Source organism: Legionella sp. MW5194 (genome assembly GCF_016864235.1).
Taxonomy (GTDB): Bacteria; Pseudomonadota; Gammaproteobacteria; order Legionellales; family Legionellaceae; genus Legionella_C.
This window is the reverse complement of record NZ_CP045732.1, coordinates 2,290,630-2,315,797: the sequence shown is the minus strand read 5'-3', so window position 1 is coordinate 2,315,797 and position 25,168 is coordinate 2,290,630. Positions and strand designations below refer to the sequence as shown.

Genomic DNA, 25,168 nt, shown 5'->3' with positions numbered 1-25,168 from the left:
GATTATGAAATTGTCTGACCTTTTAAAACACTGGACGACTGTCAGCCACGACTGCGACATCACCGGCCTTTGTAATGACAGCCGTAAAGTGCAACCGGGTGATTTGTTCATTGCCTATCCCGGTACAGCCGTTGATGGCCGTTTATTTATTCCTCAGGCATTGGCAGGGGGAGCGGCGGCAGTGGTTTATGAACCGGGCGACTGGCCTTTGATCGATTGTCTTCCCTCCTCCTTTATCGGCGCACCGCTTCCCAAACTTGCCCGTCATCTTGCAGCGATTGCCAGCCGATTTTATGCTGATCCGAGTAGCAAAATGAATGTCACCGGCATTACCGGCACCAACGGAAAAACCACCATTGCTTACCAGTTGGCTCAGGCCCATTCCCTGTTAGGTACGCAGGCTGCCTACATTGGCACCCTGGGACAGGGTGAAGCCTCTCAATTGCAACCGCTGGCCAATACCACCCCGGATGCCCTGGCCCTGCAATCCTTGTTTGCTCACTACCAGCAGCGAAAAATAAGGCAGGTGTGCATGGAAGTGTCGTCTCATGCCCTGGCGCAACAGCGGGTCGACTGCATCCATTTTAATCAGGCCATTTTTACCAATCTGACCCACGATCACCTGGATTACCACCTCACCATGGAGGCTTATGCCGCCGCCAAAGCGGCTTTGTTTAAAAAATCCAATTTACAATGGGCGATTGTCAATGGCGATGACGCTTACGCCCAACAAATGGTCGATGCCATTCAGCCGCCCTGCCGTCTGTTGACCTATGGTATTTATGAAAGTGCGGATATTCGTGCCCTGAATTGGGACGTCAGTCTTTCAGGCACCCGCATCGACGTGTTATCGCCCTGGGGAGAGTATCAGCTTAAGATTAACGCGCTTGGCTTTTTTAATATTTATAATGCGTTGGCTGTATTCTCAAGCCTTCTGGCAGCCGGTTATCCCCATGAAGCGGTGGTTGCCGTCATGGCACAATTGCAACCGGCTCCCGGCCGTATGGAAGTGGTGGCGCAGAAACCCTGTGTAATTGTGGATTATGCCCATACCCCTGATGCGCTGGAAAATGTGTTGGCAACGCTTGAAAAGGTTAAAAAAGGCAAAATGCTGGTGGTTTTTGGCTGCGGCGGTGATCGCGATAAAACCAAACGGCCGATGATGGGCCGAATTGCCAGCCAGTATGCTGACATTGCTATCATTACCAGCGACAACCCCCGAACTGAAAATCCGGAAGCCATCATCCACGAAATTGAAAAGGGCATTTCCTCCCACCCTTCGCTGTATAAAATTGTCAGCCGGGAGGAAGCAATCGCAAAAGCCGTCAGCCTTGCCGACAAGGATGACATCGTGCTGGTTGCCGGCAAAGGCCATGAGACTTACCAGCAGATTGGTCAGGTCTGTCACCATTTTTCTGATCAGGAAATCATCCGCGGCTTATTGACTTAATCGGCACCAAGAAGCGTCTTTAACAATCGATTGCCTAAGGCGCTGCTGTAGGTACTGAAGTCATGGCGAAAAGTATGGGCCTTTCGTAAGGTAAGGAAGACACCCTGCTTATCGCCGGCTTCTTTCATTGCGTGGGTTTCTCCAACCGGATCATAAAGCGACAGCAACAGGGAAGGCCAGGAATCAAGGGCAGCCGGAACAGGCAAAGACTGCCTGGCAGGTAAGGGGTGATGAAGCGGCTTTAGACCATAATATTCATGCAATTTATCGCTCAGTAGCGTGACCGCACGGTGCTTCGCTTCGATGCTGTGCCCTGCGATGTGTGGCGTGCAGAGCAGCGCTCTTGAGAGAAGAGCCGCATTCACCGCCGGTTCATTGAGATAGACATCCGTGCAATAGTGAAGGTGAGGGAAGGCGAGCAGGTCTGCTTCATTGACTATCCCCCCGCGTGACGCATTGATGATCACCGTACCGGGTTTAAGCTGGCTTAAAAAATCGGCATTAAGGCTGTTGCGGCTGGGGTAGGGAGGGGCATCGTGCAGATTGGCATGCACGCAAATTAAATCACAGGCAGTCAATTCGTCAAGGCTGCAACTGCGAAACGTTAAATCCCTTTCTGCCTTGGGGGGGTCATATTGACGGACACCCCACTGCAACGCTTGCAAACGCTGGGCTACCCGCAAGCCCACTTCACCGCAACCGATAATGCCCGCCAGTCTGCCAGGCAATGGCTGATTCAGTTCAAGCCAGGCTAAAGACGCCATGACATAATCTGCAACGGCCGGGGCATTACAGCCTTTGGCATCGACCAGGGTGATGCCGCGGCCGATTAGGAAGGCTTCATCGAGATGATCCGTGCCGCTGCTGGCCGTGGCGACGTATTCAAGGGTATGCTGACTCAGCAACGCGGCATCGACTTTTAAAGTCGAACGGCATAAAAGGATGGCTTTCCCCGGTAACAGCGACGGAATCTGCTCGGCATGCTGATAAAAACTTAAGCAAAATGGCGCTGGAAAGACGGTTTGCAAGTCCGGCAGCGAGGCGTCAGCAAGGATAGGGATCATAGGCGAAACACAAAGGCTAAGACACTTAACGCCGCGTGAATGAGCGGATTAATAATCCAACCCAGTGCGCCAAGCATCATCAAGGCTAATAAAATGAAAAAACCAAATGGCTCAACTTTTTGTAACTGAATGGCGGCCTTGTAAGGCAACAGGCTGATGGCCACACGCCCCCCATCAAGCGGCGGAATGGGCAACAGGTTAAAAAAGGCAAGCAGGAGATTAATCAATAGGCCGGCCCGGGATACCAGCAGGAAGAACAGGCCGACCATGGATTGCGGATGAAAGAGTGAGGCTAATTTAAAACATCCCGCCCAAAAGAGGGCCATCAGTAAGTTGGCAAGGGGGCCTGCGGCAGTCGCCAAAGCCATGTCCCGGCGGGGACGGCGAAAATGGCTGGCATTGATAGGTACGGGTTTGGCCCAACCGAAAACAAAATTAAACTGGCTTAAAACCAGCACCAGAATGGGAATGAGAATGGTACCGATTAAATCGATATGGCGCAGTGGATTAAAGCTCACCCGTCCAAGCATTCTGGCGGTGCTGTCACCCAATTTATCGGCGACCAGGGCGTGAGCGGCTTCATGCAGGGTGATGGCAAACAGCACGGGAATAATCCAGACGGCGATTTGTTGGATGGTAGTCAATTCAGGCATAGGTTATTCACCAAGGGTCATTATTCGGTCCCGATTTTACGGGCACTTGCCAGGGTACTCAAGTACTATCTCTCCTGCTGCTTTAGTATAGTATTTCTTGACATGCTCCTATATTATGTTGGCTTTGCCTGATGGACGTCGTATCGAATGAGTTGGCCACGGAGTGTGTATTACGGGTTGTTGCTGGGCTTATCGCTGCTTGTTTTTTTACCAGGCATTGCCAAACTGCCAGTGATTGACAGGGATGAAGCGCACTTTGCTCAGGCGACCCGGCAGATGTTGCAAACCAATAACTATTTTCAAGTCCGTTTTCAGGACCGCACCCGCTTTCAAAAACCGCCCGGCATTAACTGGTTACAGGCAGCCAGCCTTAAACTCACGGGACATGGCGACAGCGCAGGCATCTGGCCCTACCGTCTTCCTTCCTTTTTAGGGGCTTTGTTGTCGGTGTTGTTGACGTTTGCTTTCGCCAGTCGCTTTGTCAGTTTTCAAACCGCCTGGATGGCTGCGGCATTGCTGGCTTCCTCGCTGTTGCTGACCGTCGAGGCGCACATGGCCGTGATTGATACCTCGTTGCTATCCTCGATTCTGCTGATGCAGGGAGCCTTGTGGATTATTTATGACGGCGTGCATACTCATCGCAGGATTTCACCCATCTGGCCCGCTCTGTTCTGGCTGGCCATGGCGTATGGGTTAGTGCTCAAAGGGGTCACCCCCCTGGTTGGGGTGTTGACGATTACGGCCCTCTGTGTGACTGAACGCCGTGTCGCCTGGCTAAAGGCGCTTAAAATGCTGCCTGGGTTGCTGCTGTTTGCCATTTTAAGTTTAGCCTGGCTGTTGATGTTGAACCAGGCAGAACACAGCAATTACCTGATGCAAATGCTCAATAAGGATTTGCTGCCCAAGTTACAGGGCGGGCATGAATCGCATGGCCAACCGCCGCTGTTTCATCTTGTTCTGTTGCCGCTGACCTTTTGGCCGGCCTCACTTTTTTTGTGGCAGGCGGGTGATTACGCCGTGCGTCAGCGTCATACACCGCTGGTGCGTTTTTTATTGTGTTGGATAATCCCTACCTGGTTTTTTTTCGAATTGATGCCGACCAAGCTCCCCCAATACGTGTTGCCAACCTTTCCTGCTATCGCCCTGTTAGCCGCCCTTGCCATTGAACAGGCAGGACTGCTTAAAGCGCCCGGGACGTGGCTCAGATGGCTGCAAGGGGGGTGGTTACTGATGTCTGGATGCCTGCTCGCCGCCTTAGCGATGATTCCCCGCTTACTGAATCTGACGATGCCGCTGGCGAGCTGGCTATTAGTGAGCATGGGGTTGACCCTCTGTGCTTTGGCGGTGTATTTTGCCCGACGCGGCCATTATCAGCGTACGCTGGTGTCGTTGGTTCTGGTCGCTGCGACCTGTTACCCGCTTATTTTTTCCCTGTTGCTGCCGCAATTAAAGCCGCTCTGGATTACCGACACGGTGGCAAAAAACATACCCAGGCAATTGCTTAGTACGGAAAAACCGCTTATTGTTGCCGGTTTTGATGAACCGAGCCTGGTGTTTAACTTAAATACCGGGCTTGTGCGTTTTTCTGACAGCTTGACGGCGCAGGAACGTTTAAAAAAGAATGAGGTCCATCTGGCCCTCGTTGAGGTAGGGACCTATCAAACCTGGCCTGACGATGGCGCCATAAAAACAGTGGCAAGCGTGCGAGGCTATAACTACAGCAAGGGCCGTTGGGTTGAGTTGTTATTGGTTGGGCATTCAGACGAAGGGGAAGGTTAATATGCCATTTGAACGTTTATTTAAAGTGATGACAAAACCCTGGGTTCTGTTACTTTATGTCCTGCTGGTGGTTGTTTGTTATCGATACGTCGATAAGCCTGTGGCTCATTTTTTATGGCTTGCTCATTTAAGCAGGCAGTTTCCGCCACTGGTCTGGTTTACCCATTTGGGCACGGGTGCGGCTTATTTTATTCTCTTTTTCATGGCCGGGATCTTTTTCCGTTACATTGTGATTAATCCGGTCTGGCAGATTCGTGCCTGGTTTATGCTGGCTAATACCCTGTTTGCCAGTTGCATCTGCGGTGTGTTGAAAGTATTGTTGGGACGTGCACGGCCTAAAATGTGGCTGAATGAAAACCTGTATGGCTTTTACGGTTGGCAGCTTGATGCACATTTTATGTCGTTTCCCTCCGGCCATACCACAACCATCATGAGTGTGGCGCTGGCTTTGAGTATTCTCTTTCCAAAACACTGGCTGGCATTCATTTTAACTGGCCTGATGGTGGCTTTTTCACGCATCCTGCTGGTTCATCACTACATCAGTGATGTGCTGGCGGCCAGCTATTTGACATTGCTGGAAGTGGGGTTTGTTTATTATGTCTTTCAAAAGAAATCCTGGTTATTGCCTGCCTTGCAGGTTAAAAATGATAAATTAGAGCGCTCGATGCGGCAGTTTGGAGTAAAGAATGGATAATCGTATCAATCTGTCAGTTGTTATTCCGGTTTACAATGAGGAGGATAATGTTGAAATCCTCTACAATGAGATTGTCAGAGCCTTACCGGATGAACAATTTAATTTTGAAGTGGTTTTTGTTGATGATGGCAGTACCGATCGCACCTTGCGCTGTTTGAAAAGCAAGGCGCAGAATTCGCCGAAGCTGCAGGTCGTTGCCCATAAACAGAATGCCGGGCAAAGTGCTGCGTTGGTCAGCGGTATACGCGCTGCCCGTTTTAATCTCATTGCCACGCTGGATGGCGATGGTCAGAATGATCCGGCGGATATTCCCCGGCTGATTGCCTGTATCCGGGACAATCGCACGGTCATTTTGGGTAATCGTGCCCGGCGTGATGATAACCGGTTGCGTCGCATTTCTTCACGGATAGGGAATGGCGTTCGTCGCCGTCTCCTGAACGACGAATGTCCGGATACCGGTTGCAGCCTGAAAATTTTCCCCCGTGATGCTTTTTTGAGTCTGCCGCATTTTAACCACCTGCATCGTTTTCTGCCGGCCTTGTTTAAACGCGCGGGTTACAAATTGATCAACATGCCAGTTAATCATCGCCCACGTTGGCATGGCGTCTCGAAATACGGAGTAATGAATCGTTTGTTCGTCGGCATCCATGATTTAATTGGTGTCCGTTGGTTGCTTAAACGTCCCTGTGCACCGGAGATTATTAATGAATAACGGCATGTTGTGGTTGATCATCGGGTTGATCGGGCAGGGTATTTTTTCTGCCCGGTTTATTATTCAATGGTTAGTCAGCGAAAAAGAGAAACGAAGTGTGATTCCAGTGGCTTTCTGGCATTTAAGCCTGTTGGGCGGAATAACCCTGCTTTTTTATGCCATTTATAAACAAGACCCGGTGTTTATTATTGGCCAATCCACCGGCGTATTCATTTACGCGCGCAATTTGTTCCTGATCTACCGCGAGCGTTCTTCCCGCCTGTTAAAAAGCAACGCAGTCAAGGGATAATCATCCCTTGAAGCAGATGAAATGGGCAAAGGGCTCATCCTTCCCCGGGTTCATGCTGCTGATGATTTCTCCCATGGACGCGTCTGCCTTGAAATGGTTAATCCAGAAAGGGGGTTCTTCCGGCCCCCAGAGTAACACACCCTTGCCTCCCGTGTAGGCAAGCGGCTTTTCATTTCCTTTTTTCAATTCAATGCGTGCCTTGGGAAATTGCCAGGACATCGTGCCCAGCAATAAATGGTTTTCAGCGTAGAAATAATCCGGTGTGGAGCAATGAGTTACGATCGCCTGGGCCAGTTGCGCAAATGCATGCTCACGTTTGGACTGATGCCCCGATTGAGCACGGCCGACTACTGCCGCAATAATCAGCAGTTGACCCATCAGGCAAAAGACAATGAACCGCGTTGCCTGTTTTTCCCAGGATTGTGCCTGATTCAGAAGACTAAAAAAGAGCAAAGGACTTAGGAAGAGCATGGGAATTAGCCAACGGGCCTGAAAATCTTTAAAACCACAGAGCAGCACGACCACTGAAACCAACAGGAGGCTTAAGGCCACATGATGAAAAAGTGGCCTTGTCATGGCGTTTAGCTTCAGATTAATTTTTTTGGGAATGGAGAAAAATAAACTGGAAAAGAGAAAAAGAGGGCCAAGAAACAGGACCAGTGACAACAGGTATTTATAAATCCCGTGCCCAATCGATTTTTCTGCAGGTGCTAGTTTATAACTGCTTTGCAAACCCAGAGCATGATGCTGCCAGAGCCACAGCACATACGGTGAAAGAATCGCTAAAAGGAGGACGATGGTGATCCCGGTTCGCCGGTCAAGCAATTGGCGCCGTTTGTCCGGCAAGGTGAATGCCGTGGTGATTAAGGCGGCCAGGAACAATAAATAATTAAACTTGGATAAACATCCTGCACCGATAAGAAGGCCTAAAACAATGTACCAAACCATGCCATTGATTCGCACGGTAAAGAACCAAAGCCAGGTCAGGCTGGCCAGCAGTAAGGCCAGTATGGAATGGGTGTTGTCCTTAATCAAATCGAGACTAATAACACTAATCAGTGTCCAGGCGCAGAGAGCAGACCAGGCTAAGGCAGGATTTGGGCAGTAATAACGGCAAAGTTTAAAATAGCTGCAAAGGCAGCCGAGGAGCAAAGCATACTTCAAAACCGCTAAACTGAACAAATGAGGACCCAGCAATTGAAACACAGCATATTGCAGCCAGGTATACAATGGTGGCTGGAACGGATAACCGAAGGCCAGTTCGCGGGCCATCACGAACTGCTCGGCTTCATCAATTTCAAGCGTCTGCCCGCGCAGGAACAGGCGAATGAGCAGAAATAAAAGGATATACAGACTAAAGTAAAGAAGTGGTTTTAAGGATGACGCGGGCTGAAATGTTGCAGGATTAGCAAATCCTGACGCATTATTACCCGAGGATGAGCACAATTGTTGGTTTTTTTTAAGCATTACATTAAGCTGATAGTCACAAACAAAAGGCATGGTAACAATTTTTTTGGCATGCGATAAGTAAGGGACTGTGTCAATGAAAAATTTTGATGATGAATTAATCGCTCTGGTGAAAAATTTCGCTGATTACGACAACACGGCTTATCGTTCCAAACCAAACATCGCTCTGCAGCAGGTTGAAGCCCAGGCCATTGCCCTGTTTTCCCAGTACCTGACTCAGGATGGGTTCGATCCCGCCTCCATCAACAAGCATTATAAAACCTTAGCCCGTTGGTTTCATACCGATAAACTGGTTAATGAAACGGCCGAAAAGAAATGGTTGAATGCGGTGTTAAGCACTCCCGAAAATGACGGGGGCGCGTTTAAGCTGGTTGGGTATGTCCGGGAACAGTTAACCAACATGAAACAGGAAAAGAAAGGCGATTATTTTGCCCATGTGTCAACTATGGACGAATTACTCAACCAACTCAAAGAGGATAAGGAGCGTGCGACCACACGGACACAGCGAGCCTTGATGCAAAGTATTATTGATGTGCTTGAGTCAGCCCGGGGTTACCATGCCACCGTTTCATCTAAAAACCCGCTTTGGATTAAGGGTTTATTACACAGTTTACCCTACATCAGCGGCGGTATTTGTGTCGGATTTTATGTGAAGGAACTGGCTTTACTGTACGCGTCGATTTATTTAATTTCCTCAGGTGGCCAATGGCTTGAGCGATCCAGCAGCACGCGTTGGCAGATGCTGGGAAAACAGATGAAATCCTTCGGCGTCAGCCTTGAAAATGCGGTACTGGCGCTATTAGGCAGCCTGGTTAGTTTAAATTACACGGCCATGCATCACATCCGGTATCTCAGCGCTGGATTGGGCGGCGCCCTGTACCGTTACCTGGTTCCTGCCATCGAAGAAAAACCGGGGATGAAAGAAAAAACTGAGGAAAAAAGCACGCCGGTAGCGAAGGAGGATGTCTGGTCGCAGCCAGGCCAACTGACAGTGCCGTCTTCGTCCAGTCAGCAGTCAGGGCTTGGGCCGCAGCATCTGCTGGGTGGCGCTGAGTTTTCCACGCTGGAAGGAAAGCTTGTCGCCTTGCCTTTAGAAGAATATAAACGAAAACAAAAGCAGCAATACTTCAGCACCTGGCGGATGGGTGACGCTAAAAGTAAAGTATTGGCAGAGGCCGTTACTGAATTACAGCATTTGGATAAGGCATTGGCCTCCACCGAAAAATTTGAAAAAATAGAAAGCCATTTAAAAAAAGTGGCGAATCATCCTTTGTTCCGTGTTGAATCCAGCCAATCGGCTAAAGCACTTGCAATGGCCCTGCAACTGGCCAGACAATTGTCGGCGCAACCCCTGCCCCTTGAAGTCACTCCGCTTCTCATGATAGAAGATCAGCCCAAAACAGATGTGGACAAGGAAGAGGATGAGCACGATCTCGATACCCTGTATGCTATGTAGCGAGAGCCTCTGATTTTTATGATTAATAATTGATTTGAGAGACGTTATGAACGTTGTTGTCTATGGCGCGGGTTATGTGGGGTTGGTGTCAGCGGCTTGTTTTGCGCACATGGGGCATCGGGTGGTTTGTGTTGATGTCGACGAGGCGCGGATTGCTGCGTTGCTTGGCGGGCAGTGCCCCCTCCATGAAGAGGGGTTGCCTGCATTGCTGAAGGAGCAAATCCACGCGAACCGCTTAGTCTTTACCAGCAATTTACGCGAAGCGGTCCCTTCAGCGTCCTTGCATGTCATCGCGGTGGGAACCCCGAGTCGGGAGGATGGCAGTGCGGATCTGTCGCACGTGTATGATGTTGCTTCCCAGGTGGTCGAGCATGCCGTAACCGATGGCGTCCTGGTCATCAAATCCACCGTTCCCGTGGGTACGGGCGATGTGCTTGCCGCGCAGGTGCATAAGCAGTTGCAGGAACAGAACAAAAACCTGCGAATTCATTTGGCTTCCAATCCTGAATTTTTACGAGAGGGTTCCGCGGTTTATGATTTTTTAAACGCTGATCGTATTGTGATTGGCGGCAACCGTGCGGCGCTTGACACCCTGACTCGTTTTTATGAACCGCTGGTTCAAAAAGGCATTCCGCTGCTGAGCATGAGTCAGCGTTCAGCCGAGTTAACCAAATACGCAGCCAACGCGCTGCTTGCGACCAAAATCAGTTTTATTAATTACATGAGTCAACTTGCGCAACAGATGGGTGCCAACATCGACGAGGTGCGCGAAGGCATGGCGCTTGATCATCGCATTGGGCCTCATTTTCTCCAGCCTGGCATTGGCTATGGCGGTTCCTGTTTCCCAAAGGACGTGCGGGCATTAAGCCATAGTGCGAGACTTGCGGGGCTTGAAACGCGATTGCTCGATGCAGTGGAACGGGTTAACCACCAGCAAAAGCAATGGCTGGTTGGGCAGTTGTCTACCTATTTTAATGAAGAATTGACGGGATTGAACATTGGTCTATGGGGCTTGGCGTTTAAACCGGGGACGGATGATTTGCGTGAAGCCAGCAGTCTGGTTATTCTTAAGGCGTTGCTTGATGCAAACGCCAAGGTGTATGTTTATGATCCTGCCGCCATGAACCCTGCTCGAGAACTGTTCAAAGGGGAGGCCGGAATTACCTGGCTAAACAGCGCACGGGACGTGCTGCAGCAGAACCTCCATGCCTTGGCCATTATTACCGAATGGCCTGAGTTTAAGCATTTTCCCCTGGCTGAATTACAAAAGCAGCTGGGCACAGCACCGGTTTTTGACGGCCGCAATTGTTACTGTTTAGAGGCAGCAACCCAGGCGGGTTTGCTTTATTATTCCGTTGGCCGTCCTGTGGTCAATCAACCCCTTCGTCAGACTGCACCAGAAGAAACCAGTGTTCACGAAGAAATCGTTTAATCCTGTCTCGCAAGGAGTGTGTGTATGCAAATTACTAAAGCGGTATTTCCGGTCGCGGGTCTGGGATCACGTTTTCTCCCCGCTACCAAGGCTAATCCCAAAGAAATGTTGCCTATCGTGGATAAGCCCCTGATTCAATACGCGGTGGAGGAAGCCGTTCGGGCCGGTATTACCCACATGATTTTCATTACCAGTGCGGGAAAACGGTCCATTGAAGATCATTTTGACAATCAATTCGAACTGGAAAGCCGCCTGCAGGAGCAGGGACGGGACCATTTGTTGTCGCTGGTGAAAAATGTGTCGCCGGAGGGCATTCATTTTACCTATGTCCGGCAAAATCAACCCTTGGGATTGGGGCATGCGGTATTATGCGCTGAGCATGTGGTGGGCAATGAACCCTTCGCAGTCCTGTTGGCCGATGATCTGATTGACGATGCCAGGCTTCCCTGTTTAGCGGCCATGACCGAGTATTTCGACTCGGAGAATCATTCCCTACTGGCAGTACAGCCTGTCCCCTGGGAGGACGTGCATCAGTATGGCGTGGTTGAAGTCGATAATCGCGAGGCCGATTATTCCAAGATCAAGGCCATCATTGAAAAACCCCAACGGGAAGCGGCTACCTCGAATCTCGCGGCGGTCGGTCGTTATGTTTTTACCTCTGGCATTTTTTCCTGCTTGAAAGAGACCCAGCCGGATCATCGCGGTGAAATCCAGTTAACGGACGCTATTCAGCGTCTTTTGTCGCGTGAATCCGTATCGGTTTTTCAATTCCGCGGCCGCCGTTACGACTGCGGTTCCAAATTGGGTTACATTCAGGCCACGGTTGAACTGGGATTGAAACACCCTGAAATCGGTGAATCGTTTCGCCATTATTTACAAACGCTTGGTTGTGGAACAAGATGAGAAATCAGCTTGGGAGGGGGCAAGATTAAACAAGGGATACGCCTTGTTTTTCTTTAGCGACATCTGGCAAGATGCAGACTACATTTAAAATCCAGTGAGGAACACTATGAAAATTCTAGTGGCAGTGAAGCGCGTCATAGACCCTTATGTCAAAATCAGGGTTAAGGCGGATCAGACTGGCGTTGAGACCCAGAATATTAAAATGGCAATGAATCCGTTTGATGAAATTGCAGTGGAAGAAGCCATCCGTTTAAAAGAAAAAGGACTGGCGAGCGAGGTGGTTGTCGTGTCCCTTGGGCCGGCAGCCTGTCAGGAAACCTTACGGCATGCCCTGGCCTTAGGCGCTGACAGAGCCATCCATGTTCAAAGCGAGACGGCCCATACCAGCCTCGATATTGCGAAGATACTACAGAAAGTAAGCGAAAACGAGGCGCCACAATTAATTCTGATGGGTAAACAATCGATTGACGGTGACAACAATCAAACCCCGCAAATGCTGGCCGCCTTACTAAATTGGCCACAGGCCACCTATGCCTCGGCATTGACAATCGAAGGCAATACCATCCAGGTCACCCGTGAAATTGACGGCGGCCTTGAAACCCTGGCTATGCCGTTGCCGGCCGTGGTCAGCACGGATTTGCGCTTGAACGAACCGCGCTACGCCAGCCTGCCCAATATCATGAAAGCGAAGAAGAAACCACTGGAGAGCATGGATTTAAACGCGCTGGGCCTGTCATTGAAACCTCATGTTGAAATCATTTCCGTCAAAGCCCCGTCCAGCCGTTCAGGCGGAGTCAAAGTGGAGTCAGTGGCTGAACTGATTAACAAATTACAACACGAAGCCAAAGTGCTTTAATAAGGAGAACGCATGAGCACTTTAGTCCTAGTCGAACATGACAATCGCACCCTGCATCCTGCCACCCGCAATACCTTGGCGGCTGCGAAGGAGTTGGGTGACGAGATTACCCTGCTGGTGGCGGGTAAGGATTGCAGAGCAGTCGCTGAACAGGCGGCCAGTTTAAGCGGTGTGCACAGCGTCTGGTGGATTGATCATGAACAATACCAGCAGGCTCTTGCGGAAAATTTAACACCGCTCATCGTCAGCAAAGCAAGTTCATTCAATGCCATTCTGGCGCCGTCTTCAACGTTTGGTAAAAACCTGCTGCCTCGTATTGCTGCCACGCTGGACATGGTTCAAATTTCAGATGTCAGCAAAATAGTCAGCCAGGATACTTTTGAACACCCTGTGTACGCGGGCAATGCGATTGAGACCGTCAAGGTGCTTGATCCCATTAAAATCATGACCATTCGAAGCACGGCTTTTGATCCGGTTTTCTCCGAACAAAGCCCTTGCTGCATTGAACAGATTGAAGCCGTCCCGGTGGATACCAAGACCCGGTTTATTCGTCATGAACTGAGTCAGTCCGAGCGTCCCGATCTGGGAAGCGCCAAAATTGTGGTGTCGGGCGGACGCGGCTTGCAGAGTGCTGAAAAATTCAAGTTGATTGAGGAATTGGCAGATGTGCTCGGTGCTGCCGTGGGTGCCTCCCGTGCGGCTGTTGATGCCGGTTTTGTTCCCAATGATTACCAGGTGGGTCAAACAGGAAAAGTGGTGGCGCCGGGTCTTTACATTGCCGTGGGTATTTCAGGCGCGGTCCAACATCTGGCCGGTATGAAGGATTCAAAAGTGATCGTGGCGATTAACAAGGATGAGGATGCTCCCATTTTTCAAATCGCCAATTACGGTTTAGTGGGTGATTTGTTTGAAATAGTCCCCCAGTTGATCGAACAATTAAAGCAGTATAAGGGGAATTAAGTATGTTGGTTGGTGTTCCAAAAGAAATTAAACCACAAGAGAATCGGGTTGGCCTTGTACCGGGAAGCGTGAAGGAAATTATTCGCGCCGGCGGCTCGGTTCTGGTTGAAAAAGGCGCCGGAAAGGGCATTGGCATCAAGGATGAACATTACGTTGCCGCCGGTGCCCAACTCGCGGATACCGCCGATGAGGTGTTTGAACGGGCGGAATTGATAGTAAAAGTCAAGGAGCCTCAGCCGATTGAGTGCCATCGTTTGCGTGAGGGACAAACGCTGTTCACGTATTTGCATCTGGCGCCTGACCCGCAACAGACTCGTCTTCTTAAAGAGTCGGGAGTGACCGCCATTGCTTATGAAACCGTAACACAGAATGACGGCGGTTTGCCGCTGCTGACTCCCATGTCGCAAGTGGCTGGCCGAATGTCTATCCAGGCTGGTGCGCACTGCCTGGAGATGGCCCAGGGCGGCAGTGGGGTTTTACTCGGCGGAGTGCCCGGGGTAGCACCGGCCAATGTCGTGGTGATCGGCGGTGGTGTCGTCGGCACTAACGCGGCGCGAATGGCCATGGGTATGGAAGCACGGGTTACCGTATTGGATAAATCCCTGACCCGCTTAAGGGAACTGGATTTTCAATTTGGCGCTAAATTAAATACCATTTATGCGACCGTGGGAGCCTTGGAAGAATACGTGACAGCGGCGGATCTGGTCATCGGTGCTGTGCTGGTTCCCGGTGCGGCGGCTCCCAAACTTGTGACCCGTGCCATGCTTAAAGCCATGCGTCCGGGTTCGGTCGTGGTTGATGTGGCAATCGATCAGGGCGGGTGTTTTGAAACCAGCCGTCCGACCACGCATCAGGAACCGACCTATGTCGTGGATGACATCGTGCACTATTGTGTAGCGAACATGCCAGGTGCCGTCCCGAGAACGTCGACCTTCGCTTTAAATAATGCCACATTGCCGTTTGTTTTGAGTCTGGTGACAAAGGGCGTCAAACTGGCGTTGTTAAGCGATGGACATTTACTCAATGGCTTAAATGTCCATAAAGGCATGATTACCTATGAAGCGGTTGCTCGTGATTTGGGTTATGAATACGTGACAGCGACGGATGCGTTGGCGGTTTAACCTTAAAATCTCTCCCTGTGTCACTCGAAAACAGTGTGCCGCAGGGAGGCAATCGAACCAGTCAAATTCTAAATGAACTCAATGTGTCATCTGGCCGTTCCGGAATAATTGTCTCCTCTAACATTGCACCGGCTTCACTGGTTGAGGTTATTATCTTTGCAATCTCCATCTGTCTTTTTTTAGCATCGTTAAGATCGTTGCCTTTTTCCTTGCATTGTTTATTAAGATTACTAACCTTCGTTTCCAAGCTCGATATTCTTTTGGAAACAACTGTTGTATCGGCGTAAGCTTTTTTGATGTCGTCCTGGAGTCTACACGCGCTATCCTGAATGGGTTCGGAAGTAAAAAAGTTGAATGCCCATAAAACCAATCGTTGAAAGCGGTTCGCTTGCTGACAGGCAGCCTGAAAGCCCCACTTATAAACCCAGGTATTGGATTTTTCCAGATTTTCACGTTTAGTTTTGAGTTCGTCGTATTGTCTTATCAGACGGTCTAATTGATCATTTTTCTCTTCAAATCGTTTTGTGAGGTCTGGGTAAGTCCTCTCTAAATAACCGACGCGATAGTTAGAGTGGACTAATGCGGCTCTAAGGTGGTTTTGTTTAACCGCTGCCATTAGCCTGAGGAAGTCTCCCATTTCCCCGCGTGTGGGAGTCTCAGTAATAAATTGTTCTATATCGCCTTCCAGCCCGGTTTTGCGGATATAATCATCCAGGTTCTTAACCTCGTGTTTCACAACCTCGAGGTAGTCGTCATCCTTCTGATCTTCCCTGCCTACGAAATAGACCTGCGTACTCAGTAATCGCTCTTCCAGGTAGGTGTAATCTCGTTCTAATCCTTCCCATTTATTGAAATCGACTTCGTTCTCAGCTGGCGGCATTTTTCTGCAGTATAAATCATTTAAAAGCAGCCTGACGATTTGATGCTCGCGCTGTTTTGCCTCATCATAATGAAATTGGTTTGATTTTTCTGCATTTTGTGAAGCTAATATGCCCTTAGTGGCTTTGCCTACCTCTTCCAGCGTTGCGTTTTGGTAGTCACTATTAAATTGCTTTTGTTTAGCTAAAAAATGATGGTATAACGTGTTAAACATGGGTATCGTTGGTTTTTTCAGTACTTAAATATTTTAACCTGGAATGATTAAGAGAATATTAATGTCACTTTGCTAGCCAAGGCGTGTGGCAGTAAAGCCACCCTCTCCGTGAGAGAGGGTGACCCCGCGTTAAAACAAATCGCCCTGCTGTTGTTGATTATCCTGCGCATTAGGAGAGGAGTATTCCTGAGTTCCCGGCGCATCATCGGCAGGGATGTCTTCTTCCCGGAAATATTCAGTGATGGCGTTGTCCTGATTGCTTCGAGCCAGGAGGCCGGTGGCGGGATCGATGCGCACCGCGACGACATTGTCCGGTTTGGTAAATTCGTGTTCTGGCTGTTTGTGCAAAGCCACTTTCATGAAATCAATCCACATGGGCAAGGCCAGATTGGCAGCATATTCATGCAGGGAACGGGGATTGTCGTAACCTACCCAGGTGACGACGACTAAATCCGGATTGAATCCGGCAAACCAGGCATCGACCTGATCGTTGGTTGTCCCGGTTTTGCCGGCAATGTCCTGACGGTTAAGAACGCGTGCAGCGTGTGCAGTGCCGTGCTGCACGACGTCTTTCATGGCAGTCGTCATTAAAAAGGCGACATCGGCTGGAATGACCCGCGGTGCCCGTGAGGAGGCATCCACTTGTTTCGGGTCACAGGCTTCACAGGCGATGGCCGGTTTCTGTTGCAATAACACTTTGCCGTCATTGTCGGTAATGTGGTCGATGATGTAAGGTTCAATTTTATAACCGCCATTGGCAAAGACCGCATAGGCAGCGGTTAAATCAATGGGGCTTACCGTTAAGGTGCCCAGCGCCAGCGACAGGGCACGCGGCAGGTTTTCTTTATGGAAGCCAAAATGAGTCGCGAAATCAATGGCATAATCCAAGCCTAAATCATCGAGCACGCGAATGGACACCAGGTTGCGCGAGCGGACCAGGGCTTCTTTCAGGCGGGTGGGGCCGCCAAAGGTCTGGTTATCGTTGTGTGGACGCCACATGGTGGGTTGGCTGGGATCATCCACCACGATTGGAGCATCATTAACCAGGGTGGCCAAGGTATATCCTTTATTCAATGCGGCGGCATAAATGAAGGGTTTAAAGCTTGAGCCCGGTTGACGACTGGATTGGGTGGCGCGATTAAACTTGCTCTTTTCAAAATTAAATCCGCCGACTAATGCTTCCAGGGCACCATTTTTAGGATTCATGGCCACTAACGCTGCCTCCGCTTCCGGGATCTGGGTTAAAGACCATTGGTTATCCTTTTTTCGGACATAGACGACATCGCCGACATGGACGACCTGACTGGCATTAGCCGGTGCTTTCCCCACCCACCCCTTGCGCAAGGCAGGCCTTGCCCAGGAGAGACCCTCCCAGGGAATGGTCAATTCCTCTCCCTGACGGGAAATGGCCTGCGCCTGTCGGTTGGCCACTGCGACGATGAGTGCCGGCTCAAGGTGGTTGACCGTCGGGTATTTGCTGAGGAGTTTGTGCAGTTCATCGGACGATTTTCCCTGAATGGCGTCAAAATGAGTAATCGGGCCGCGGTAGCCATGACGGTGATCGTAAGCAATCAGATGATTCTCGATGACCTCATTGGCTGTGAGCTGCAGAGGGCCTTTGATGGTGGTGTAGACTTTATACCCTTTGGTATAGGCTTTTTCGCCAAAATGCTCATAAAGCGATTGACGGATCATTTCTGCCACATAAGGCGCTTTCACCTGGATATTAGTGCCGTGATAGCGTGCGGTGACCGGCTGTTTAACCGCCTCATCGTATTGGGCTTTGGTGATGTATTTTTCTTCCAAAAGCCGTTCAAGCACATGGTCGCGGCGCTTTTTGGCGGCCACGGGATTGACAATGGGGTTTTGGGTGGATGGCGCCTGCGGTAATCCGGCAATCATGGCCAGTTCCGCGAGGTTCAATTCCTTTAATGGCTTGCCATAATAGATAATCGCGGCGGCGCCTACGCCGTAAGCGCGGTTGCCAAGGTAAATTTTATTAAGATACAACTCCAGAATTTTTTCTTTGCTCAGTTCGCGATCAATTTTAATGGCGAGCAGGATTTCATTGAATTTGCGCAGAAAGGTTTTTTTACGACTTAAGAGGAAGTTACGCGCTACCTGCATGGTGATGGTACTGCCGCCCTGGGATTTGGTACCGGTCTTAATCATGCGCAAGGTTGCACGGCCCAAGCCAAAAATATCAACGCCCGGGTGTTCAAAGAAACGCTGGTCTTCTGTGGCGAGCAGGGCATACACCAGGGTTTTGGGAATCTCGTCATAGGTTAAGGGGATGCGTCTTTTTTCACCGTATTCTTGAATTAACAAACCTTCCTGCGTATAAATACGCAAAGGCACCTGCAATTGCACGGTTTTTAAAAAATCAATATCCGGCAACTGGCTTTCAAGGTAGATATAAAGAAAGCTGACGCCAATAACCAATAAAAAGAAAAGGCTGCATAATGCCCAAAGGCCTTTACGCCAAAAATAGGCTGGCTTTTTCATACTGACTGAGATTCATCTTTAAAAGTAACAAGGTTGCGATTATACCGCTATTTTGCAGAATATTGCGAATTTTAACCGGCAAGACAACCTCTCCCTGGCCACAGAGGGAGAGGCCGGGGAAACGCATTATTCACTCAGGGGATTTAACGAAGGCGATGCTTCTTTGCCTGGTTCCGGCAGAATACTGGGAGATGATGAGGGGTATCTCCCGAAAAGCAACCCGCCATAGCGATATTGCTGTGGCTGACGCATCATCAGGTCAGCCATTGTATTTTTGGGATTTAAATACCTGGCTGTGCTGTTCTCTTCCCGCAATTTTGAGACTTCCGTCTCCAATAATTGACAGGCTTCTGTTTTTTGTTTCAGCAATTCTTTAAGCGATGCAATTTCAGTAGTCAGCGATCCCTTGCTCTCTTCGCTTTTCGCCGCAAGCGCCATTTTTAGTTTACCAAGCTCCTGTTCCGTGCTTGCCTGCTGGTCGTCCAACTCTTTTTTAAGAAGCTGGTGTTGTTGTTTCAACTGCGAGTAGGCAGCGTTGGATTTGCTTAAATCCAGTTCAAGCGTTTGAATCGTGTGCGTTAATTCCGCCTCTCGTTGTTGGCTGGCTATTTCCTGCTGCTCCAGTTTTTTCTCAAGGCTTTGGTGGTTTTTCAAAAGCAGGTCGTATCGGGCGGCAGACTCCTCTGCCTTTTTGCTGGAAGACTCGAGTTCTTCACATTGCTTTTTCAGACGTTCATTTTCCTTTTTCAGTTCCGCGTGTTTCTTGAGAGGGTTCTGATGCTGGTTGATGAATATTGTAATCATCGACTCGATTTCGCCTAATGTGGTTTTGTCCTGGATTGGGGAGGGAAACAAGGGAAACTGGAATTTGGATTTTGACGAGGAGAACAGAAGGTCATTCAATACCGTACCACTGACTGCATAGTTGTAACGACCCATCACGCCACGTATACAGCCTTTCATTTCCCAGGTGTCGTTGCCATAGAGAATGGAGAGTTTTTTCCCCTGATCTGTTTTCAGCAGCAAACCGCAATCGGCCACGAACGACTTTAGGGTGTTTTTGACCAGAAGCTCTTCTTCCGGGGATAAAGGTGTTCCTTTTTCAACCAGTGGCCGGAGGTCATTGACAACCTGCCGCGCATATTGTAGCAGCGAAAGCCTGTCGTGATAGCCTTTCGATGTGGCCTTATCAATGATTTTATTCAGTTCACTCATGAATTCATCGTGAGGTTTGGCGTAAAGCAGTTCAAGTTGAATGTCAATATTCTGTGATTGAGTTTCCTCATAATAGTTGATGATGATTTGAGCCACAGTGTTGATTAATTCTTGTAAACGAGACATACGAAACTCCTTTTTGCAGATAATCCGGAAAAAATTGCCGGTGGTCTTTCACTATATTTAATTGCTGGCATGAGGGCAAGGGTTATACAGATAGATTAATAGAAAAGTTAAATGGTTTTATTATGAAGAATGTTAACTCGTTTGCTTGCTGGTGGTTAACAACCCTGTTTAGCAACAAACATCCTGAATAAGAAAATAATTTAATCAACCTGATGGTTAGATGTCACCAACCAGGTAGAATCCACTGAAAAAAAAGCAAAATATTCCATTTTTTAAACGCTTACGTTAACATGAAACAAGCGTTATCGGTTTGGATACCCATTATAGGTTTAGATATTAGTACTTCGCGCAGGGAGAAAGAATACGTGCTCAAACTGTTTAAACCTAAAAGCCGCTCAATCATCGGGATTGATATTACTTCTTCCTCTGTTAAAGTATTGGAAATTTCCAGCGCTGATAATAAATACCGCATTGAAGGCTATGGGGCTGAGCCTTTGCCCGCCAATGCCATTGAAGGCAACACGGTCAAAGACGTTGAGGCAGTGGCCATGTGCATCAAACGCGTTTTATCCAAAGCCCACTTATCCGGCAAACACGCCGTGGTGGCGGTACCTGATTCAGCTGTTATCAGCAAGGTTGTTCAGATTAACGATGGATTGAACGATGCCGAGATCGAAGAACTCATCGTCATGGAGGCTGATAAATACATCCCTTATCCTATCGATGAAATCAACATTGATTTTGAAGTACTGGGGCATTCGCCTAAAAATTCCGCCATGCTTGATGTTCTCATTGTAGCCTCTCGGGCGGAGAATGTGGGCAGCCGTGTCGATGCGGTTAACCGCGCCGGGCTTGAGGCTAAAATTGTCGACGTGGAGTCCTTTGCTGTGGAACGGGCCGCGCATTTGCTGGCAAAAGAATTACCGGCCCAGGGACAGGATAAAATTGTCGCCGTCATTGACATTGGCGCTTTATATACTCACCTGTTTGTCCTGCACGGCATGAAAATCATCTTTACCCGGGAGGAGGAGTTCGGCGGCAAGCAGTTAATTGATTCCATCGCCAGTCAGTATCAGGTCAGTTTTGAACAGGCTGCCCTGATGAAAGCCGAGGGGAATCTGCCTGAGAATTATGAGGAAGAAGTGCTTGAACCCTTTATCGAGATGATTCTGTTGCAGGTGAAACGCACCCTGCAGTTTTTCTTCTCTACCAGTCACCATGGTTTTGTCGATCATATCATTTTAGCTGGCGGTGTCGCCAGACTGCCTAATCTGGCAAGCCTTGTGCAGGAAAAAACCGGAATCCCGACCAGCGTGGCCGACCCACTGCATGAAATGGATTTTGGTAAATACGTCAATCGCGACGAAGTGATAAGTCAGGCGCCTTCGTTACTGGTAGCCTGTGGTCTTGCATTGAGAACAGTAGGGTAATGTCATGACAGAAATAAACCTCTTACCCTGGCGGGAAATCAAACGCGAACACGAAAAGAAACAGTTCACCACCATGCTGCTTGCCGCCCTGATTTTTGCCGCGGGGACTGTGTTTCTATTTAATTACTATGCGACCAGTCTGGTGGATGGGGAAACCCAGCGTAATCAGCGCCTTCAGGATGAAATTAATACGCTCAATAAACAGATTGAGGAAATTAAAAAGCTTAAGGAAATCCGGGAAGCCTTGATTTCACGCATGACCATTGTTCAGAATCTGCAGGCTACCCGCACACTCACCGTGCATCTTTTTGATGAATTGGTTAAGGTGGTGCCGGATGGGGTTTATTTGACACAGGTTCAGCGCAGCGAAGACCGGATTACCGTGCTTGGGTATTCTGAATCCAATACCAATGTCTCCATGCTGATGCGCAACATTGAACGCAATCCCTGGATTAAAGACCCGGTGCTCACGGAAATTAAAAAAACGGCAGTCAATGCAGCGGCGGCCGATCCCAATGCGCAGGTGGATACCAGGGCTAATAATAAAAACGAGTTTAAGTTAAGTTTCATTTTAAAGCCTGACTTGAAGCAGGAATTACAGCCCACAACCACGAACGCGGTTAAACCAAAACCATGAACAATTTCAATCTCAATGAGTTAACGTTTGATAACGTGGGCCAGTGGCCGGCGCCAGTGAAGTATTTTATGGCGGGCTTACTCGCGCTCATTCTGATTGGTATTGGCTACTGGGTGATCGTAAAGCCAAATTTTGAACAACACGATGCCTTGCTCGCTCAGCAAGCCACGCTAAAAACCGAATTTGAGCAAAAACAGCAGCAAGCCGTAAATTTGCAGGCTTATCGTGTCCAGCTTCAGATTATGAATGAGCGTTTTGGCAACATGCTTAAGCAATTACCGGCACAAAACGAAATGCCTGGGCTGCTCGAAGACATCTCCAAAACCGGTATTTCAAGCGGTTTGACGTTTGAGCTTTTCGCACCGCAACCCGAGGTGGTTCATGATTTCTACGTCGAGTTGCCTATCAATATTACGGTGGTTGGCAATTATCATCAACTGGCCCTGTTTTTAAGCCGAATTGCCGAGATGAGCCGCATTGTCACCTTGCATGATTTTGAAATTGCGAATCTTTCTGATAAAAATAAACAACAGCCAGGCGCAAAGGCTGTGACCAATCCTGATCTTTTGGAAATGAAAATTACAGCGAAAATATATCGGTACAGGACATTATGACCGTCAAGCGAAGCGTATTGCACAATGCCGTTCTGTTAAGCCTGGCTGCTCTTCTGGCCGGCTGTACCTCATCGGCTGATTCAGAATTGACGCGCTACATCAATGAAGTCAAATCAAGGCCTGGCCGACCCATTGAACCCATTCCTCAGGTGGCGCCGCTGCCCAAATTTACCTATCCCGAAGTGGATGGCCGCCGCAGCCCGTTTAAACCGAAAGAAATCAAGACGGCGAACGAAGACAAGCTCGCCCCTAACACCAATCGTCCCAAACAACCCCTGGAACAGTACCCACTGGATTCCTTGAAATTTGTTGGGGTACTAAAAGAAAATGCGACTGTCTGGGGTTTGATCAGTAAACCCGATGGCGAAATTGTGCGGGTTAAACCCGGCGATTACATGGGGCAGAATTTTGGTAAAGTCATCAGCATCAGCAATGAATTATTGAAATTGGAAGAGACAACACAAATTGCAGGGAAGTGGAAGAAACAAATCACCACGATTAATTTAAACGCGCCTCAATAGGAGTCTACCTTGCGTAAGATTATTACAGCGTTATTATTGACTTTTTGCCTGGGGCTGGCTTATGCCAAGGATAACGCGCTGGTAGGGATTAAGACCATCCCTTTACCGGATAACCGGGTGCGCCTTGATTTCCAGTTTGCCGAGCCAGTCAAACAGATGCCCGCGAGCTTTATTACCCAAAAGCCGTCGCGGCTCATTCTGGATTTTATTCACAGCGCCAATCAACTGAATCCCTCCATGCAAACCAGGAAAATCGACATTGGTTCTCTAACCGATTATAAAGTGGTCTCCGTGGGTGATCGTGTCCGGGCTATTCTTAACCTTGATGGCTCGGTCGCCTATTCAGGGTATGTCAATGGCAATGTCTACTCCCTGACCTTAAGCGGCAAGAGTAACCAGCTCTTTCAGGAGCGAAAAGAAATTTTTGTCAGTAACCGGGCATCATCCAATACCAAACACCGCATTAACAACATTGATTTCCGCGGCACCAACAAAGGCGGGCGCGTGGTGGTCAGTGTGTCTGACAGCAGTATCCCCATCGATGTCACCCAGACAGGGCGTGAAATTGTGGTTAATTTCTCAAGCACCAGCGTACCGCCGCAATTGGCCAAGCGCTACGATGTGCGTGATTTCCAAAGCCCGGCGCAAGTGATTTCGGTGCAGCAGGAAGGAAAAAATGTCCGTATGACACTGACGTCAAAAGGAGATTATGGGCATTTCGCCTATCAGGTGAATAAGCAGTTCATGGTGGATGTCTTCCCGCTGACTGAGGAAGAAATCAAACAGGCAAAATTGAAGAAAGAAGTGTTTGTTGGTAAACGCATCTCCTTAAACTTCCAGAATATTCCAGTGCGTTCAGTCCTGCAGTTGCTGGCTGAATTTACCGGCATTAACATTGTGGTCAGCGATAAAGTCACCAATAACATTACCCTGCGCCTGAATGATATTCCCTGGGATCAGGCACTGGATATTATCCTTAAAACCAATGGTCTTGATAAACGCAGGACCGGTAACATCATGATGATTGCCCCATCGGAGGATTTGCTCAAGCGCGAAAAGGAAGAGCTTAAAGCCCAGCAGGAAGTCACAAGCTTGGCGCCCCTTCGTTCCGAGCTGCTGCAAATCAATTACGCGAAAGCGGCGGACATTGCCACCCTGCTAAAGGATAAAAACACGTCGCTGTTATCCAAACGCGGCAATTTGAGTGTGGATGCACGCACCAATACCATCTGGATTCAGGACACGGGTCTTCAGATTGAAGAAATCCGCGAACTGGTCAAACAATTGGATATCCCTGTCAAACAGGTGCTCATTGAAGCTCGCATTGTGAACGTGACCAAGGATTTCGCCAGGGATTTGGGCATTCGCTTCGGTGTTTCAAGACCGACGCATTTAAGCGGTACCTTAAGCGGTGCCAATCAGATGGAGCAGGGGATTGCGCCAGCCGATGTAACACCATTGGCGGATCGTTTAAACCTTGATTTGGCCGCTGTTCCGGTATCCGCCTCACCCGCCTCCATTGGTATTGCTTTAGCCAAGCTTGGCGACGGCATCCTGCTTGATCTGGAACTTTCGGCGCTGGAAAGTGAAGGACGGGGAGAGGTCATCGCCAGCCCGCGATTAATTACCACCAACCAGCAGGCTGCGGTGATTGAATCAGGGGAAGAAATTCCTTACCAGGAAGCCACCTCAAGCGGCGCCACGGCCGTGGCCTTCAAAAAGGCAGTATTGAGTCTTAAGGTGACTCCCCAGATAACCCCAGACAGTAAAATCATGATGGATTTGCAGATTAATCAGGATACCCCTTCCGCTCAAACCTTTAATGGCGTACCCTCCATCCTGACCAAAGAGATACAGACCAATGTGTTGGTGAATAACGGCCAAACCATTGTTTTGGGGGGAATTTACAAACAGGATAAAAACAATGCAATTAATCGCGTGCCTTTCCTGGGAGAATTGCCCGTGGTTGGTGCACTATTCCGAAATACATCCACATCAATTAAAAATGAGGAGTTGCTCATTTTCATTACTCCTAGGATAATAACAAACACCTTGTCCATTACCACCGTTGAAGGACGGGGGAAAGCGGTTGCCAAGGGTTGTGAGTTGGATAAATTCGGGAAGCCTGTCGGGCCTTTTAAATAAAGGCTCACACTATGTTAAACAACATGGATATTGCGTTTATTCATGT

General features: G+C 49.0%; 23 protein-coding genes. 17 read left to right on the top strand and 6 right to left on the bottom strand.

Annotation, left to right across the window (positions count from 1 at the left end):
* Positions 1-4: 4 nt before the first annotated feature.
* Positions 5-1,450, top strand: coding sequence for a UDP-N-acetylmuramoyl-L-alanyl-D-glutamate--2,6-diaminopimelate ligase (locus tag GH742_RS10690; RefSeq protein ID WP_203454954.1), 1,446 nt, complete (start codon positions 5-7; stop codon positions 1,448-1,450).
* Here the strand turns inward: GH742_RS10690 and GH742_RS10685 are convergent.
* Together GH742_RS10685 and GH742_RS10680 are read right to left on the bottom strand one after the other, a co-directional pair.
* The gene (locus tag GH742_RS10685; protein WP_370569471.1) at positions 1,447-2,514 is read right to left on the bottom strand and encodes a 4-phosphoerythronate dehydrogenase; all 1,068 of its coding nucleotides are present in this window, start codon (positions 2,512-2,514) and stop codon (positions 1,447-1,449) included. The genes GH742_RS10690 and GH742_RS10685 overlap by 4 nt on opposite strands.
* Positions 2,511-3,167: a site-2 protease family protein gene (locus GH742_RS10680; protein WP_203454953.1), complete on the bottom strand. Its 657-nt coding sequence runs from the start codon at positions 3,165-3,167 to the stop codon at positions 2,511-2,513. Before GH742_RS10680 ends, GH742_RS10685 begins: the two co-directional genes overlap by 4 nt.
* A 147-nt stretch (positions 3,168-3,314) precedes the next feature.
* Here GH742_RS10680 and GH742_RS10675 point away from each other — a divergent pair, with 147 nt between their 5' ends.
* Genes GH742_RS10675 through GH742_RS10660 form a run of 4 tightly spaced genes read left to right on the top strand, consistent with a single transcriptional unit; the run spans position 3,315 to position 6,641 of the window.
* Positions 3,315-4,946, top strand: coding sequence for a glycosyltransferase family 39 protein (locus tag GH742_RS10675; protein WP_203454952.1), 1,632 nt, complete (start codon positions 3,315-3,317; stop codon positions 4,944-4,946).
* A gap of 1 nt (position 4,947) precedes the next feature.
* Complete coding sequence (locus tag GH742_RS10670) at positions 4,948-5,640, top strand: phosphatase PAP2 family protein (RefSeq protein ID WP_203454951.1); 693 nt, start codon at positions 4,948-4,950, stop codon at positions 5,638-5,640.
* Positions 5,633-6,352, top strand: coding sequence for a glycosyltransferase family 2 protein (locus GH742_RS10665; RefSeq protein ID WP_203454950.1), 720 nt, complete (start codon positions 5,633-5,635; stop codon positions 6,350-6,352). Before GH742_RS10670 ends, GH742_RS10665 begins: the two co-directional genes overlap by 8 nt.
* Positions 6,345-6,641, top strand: a complete 297-nt coding sequence (locus GH742_RS10660) for a lipid-A-disaccharide synthase N-terminal domain-containing protein (RefSeq protein ID WP_203454949.1) — start codon at positions 6,345-6,347, stop codon at positions 6,639-6,641. Before GH742_RS10665 ends, GH742_RS10660 begins: the two co-directional genes overlap by 8 nt.
* Here the strand turns inward: GH742_RS10660 and GH742_RS10655 are convergent, their stop codons facing one another.
* Positions 6,642-7,847, bottom strand: a complete 1,206-nt coding sequence (locus tag GH742_RS10655) for a glycosyltransferase family 39 protein (RefSeq protein WP_203454948.1) — start codon at positions 7,845-7,847, stop codon at positions 6,642-6,644. It abuts the gene before it with no gap.
* On the opposite strand from GH742_RS10655, the gene GH742_RS15880 reads away from it, so the two are divergent.
* From GH742_RS15880 to ald, 7 genes are all read left to right on the top strand, one after another.
* The gene (locus GH742_RS15880) at positions 7,824-7,982 is read left to right on the top strand and encodes a DUF3575 domain-containing protein (protein ID WP_370569469.1); all 159 of its coding nucleotides are present in this window, start codon (positions 7,824-7,826) and stop codon (positions 7,980-7,982) included. The two genes, GH742_RS10655 and GH742_RS15880, sit on opposite strands and share 24 nt — an antisense overlap.
* A gap of 202 nt (positions 7,983-8,184) precedes the next feature.
* A complete protein-coding gene (locus tag GH742_RS10645) occupies positions 8,185-9,564 on the top strand; it encodes a hypothetical protein (protein ID WP_203454946.1) in 1,380 nt (459 codons plus the stop codon).
* Between the two features lie 46 nt (positions 9,565-9,610).
* The gene (locus GH742_RS10640) at positions 9,611-10,996 is read left to right on the top strand and encodes a UDP-glucose/GDP-mannose dehydrogenase family protein (RefSeq protein WP_203454945.1); all 1,386 of its coding nucleotides are present in this window, start codon (positions 9,611-9,613) and stop codon (positions 10,994-10,996) included.
* 24 nt (positions 10,997-11,020) lie between these two features.
* Positions 11,021-11,899, top strand: a complete 879-nt coding sequence (gene galU, locus GH742_RS10635; protein WP_203454944.1) for a UTP--glucose-1-phosphate uridylyltransferase GalU — start codon at positions 11,021-11,023, stop codon at positions 11,897-11,899.
* A 106-nt stretch (positions 11,900-12,005) separates the two neighbouring features.
* On the top strand, positions 12,006-12,755 hold the full coding sequence (locus GH742_RS10630) for an electron transfer flavoprotein subunit beta/FixA family protein (RefSeq protein ID WP_203454943.1): 750 nt from the start codon (positions 12,006-12,008) through the stop codon (positions 12,753-12,755).
* 12 nt (positions 12,756-12,767) lie between these two features.
* Positions 12,768-13,715, top strand: coding sequence for an electron transfer flavoprotein subunit alpha/FixB family protein (locus tag GH742_RS10625; RefSeq protein ID WP_203454942.1), 948 nt, complete (start codon positions 12,768-12,770; stop codon positions 13,713-13,715).
* A gap of 2 nt (positions 13,716-13,717) precedes the next feature.
* The gene (gene ald / locus GH742_RS10620; protein ID WP_203454941.1) at positions 13,718-14,836 is read left to right on the top strand and encodes an alanine dehydrogenase; all 1,119 of its coding nucleotides are present in this window, start codon (positions 13,718-13,720) and stop codon (positions 14,834-14,836) included.
* Between the two features lie 61 nt (positions 14,837-14,897).
* On the opposite strand, the gene GH742_RS10615 is transcribed toward ald, so the two are convergent.
* From GH742_RS10615 to GH742_RS10605, 3 genes are all read right to left on the bottom strand, one after another.
* Positions 14,898-15,929, bottom strand: a complete 1,032-nt coding sequence (locus GH742_RS10615) for a hypothetical protein (protein WP_203454940.1) — start codon at positions 15,927-15,929, stop codon at positions 14,898-14,900.
* A 129-nt stretch (positions 15,930-16,058) separates the two neighbouring features.
* Positions 16,059-18,434, bottom strand: coding sequence for a penicillin-binding protein 1A (locus tag GH742_RS10610; protein WP_203454939.1), 2,376 nt, complete (start codon positions 18,432-18,434; stop codon positions 16,059-16,061).
* A 126-nt stretch (positions 18,435-18,560) separates the two neighbouring features.
* Positions 18,561-19,775, bottom strand: coding sequence for a hypothetical protein (locus GH742_RS10605; RefSeq protein ID WP_203454938.1), 1,215 nt, complete (start codon positions 19,773-19,775; stop codon positions 18,561-18,563).
* Positions 19,776-20,140: 365 nt separating this feature from the next.
* Here GH742_RS10605 and GH742_RS10600 point away from each other — a divergent pair, with 365 nt between their 5' ends.
* From GH742_RS10600 to GH742_RS10580, 5 genes are read left to right on the top strand one after another with little or no spacing between them, the layout of a single operon-like run.
* The gene (locus GH742_RS10600; protein ID WP_203454937.1) at positions 20,141-21,205 is read left to right on the top strand and encodes a pilus assembly protein PilM; all 1,065 of its coding nucleotides are present in this window, start codon (positions 20,141-20,143) and stop codon (positions 21,203-21,205) included.
* Positions 21,206-21,209: 4 nt separating this feature from the next.
* On the top strand, positions 21,210-21,842 hold the full coding sequence (locus tag GH742_RS10595) for a PilN domain-containing protein (protein ID WP_203454936.1): 633 nt from the start codon (positions 21,210-21,212) through the stop codon (positions 21,840-21,842).
* Positions 21,839-22,456 (top strand): type 4a pilus biogenesis protein PilO, encoded by a 618-nt coding sequence (locus tag GH742_RS10590; RefSeq protein WP_203454935.1) that lies wholly within the window; start codon positions 21,839-21,841, stop codon positions 22,454-22,456. Before GH742_RS10595 ends, GH742_RS10590 begins: the two co-directional genes overlap by 4 nt.
* Positions 22,453-22,977: a pilus assembly protein PilP gene (locus tag GH742_RS10585; protein ID WP_203454934.1), complete on the top strand. Its 525-nt coding sequence runs from the start codon at positions 22,453-22,455 to the stop codon at positions 22,975-22,977. The genes GH742_RS10590 and GH742_RS10585 overlap by 4 nt, the downstream gene beginning before the upstream one ends.
* A gap of 9 nt (positions 22,978-22,986) precedes the next feature.
* Entirely contained in the window at positions 22,987-25,122 is a 2,136-nt protein-coding gene (locus GH742_RS10580) for a type IV pilus secretin PilQ (RefSeq protein ID WP_203454933.1), read from the top strand.
* The last annotated feature ends 46 nt before the right edge of the window (positions 25,123-25,168 follow it).